The organism is Acinetobacter sp. 1124_18A, assembly GCF_052824995.1.
Genome location: NZ_VTDF01000030.1, coordinates 1 through 515, shown reverse-complemented (window position 1 = coordinate 515; position 515 = coordinate 1). Strand labels below are relative to the sequence as shown.

The following is a 515-nucleotide window of genomic DNA, read 5'->3' as shown; positions in this document are numbered from 1 at the left end:
CAGGATGTTGTTCGGGTGAGTTATGACACGACTGTTAATAAAACCAATACACTTCAGTTCAAAGAAGGGATTATTGCCTCCGACATTATTTTAAAGCAGGTTTATGATCCTGATGTAGGTGGCAATGGTGCCTTGGAAGTATCAATCTCTGGCAGCACGGACAAGATTACGTTTAATGGCTTCCTTTATCAGGACAGTCCAGTTAATAACTATAACTCGCTACAACGAATTGAGTTTGCAGATGGTACGAGCCTGACCGTTGCAGACATTCTGACGAAGTTATACACGGGAACGGCAGCAGCAGATAGTTTAACGGGGACCAAAGAAGCGGACCATATCTTGGGCGGAGCAGGCAATGACACATTATATGGTCAGGCAGGTAATGACAGCCTTGAGGGAGAAGATGGTGATGACAAACTCTATGGTGGTGATGGCAATGACCTTCTAAAAGGCGGTGCAGGAAACGATACACTTGATGGTGGTACAGGTTCCGATATCCTTGAAGGTGGAGCAGG

1 protein-coding gene is annotated in these 515 nt (G+C 45.6%); it reads left to right on the top strand.

Annotation, left to right across the window (positions count from 1 at the left end; all coding sequences use genetic code 11):
* The coding region (locus tag FY048_RS18975; RefSeq protein ID WP_446092171.1) for a calcium-binding protein at positions 1 to 515 on the top strand (515 nt) is incomplete at both ends.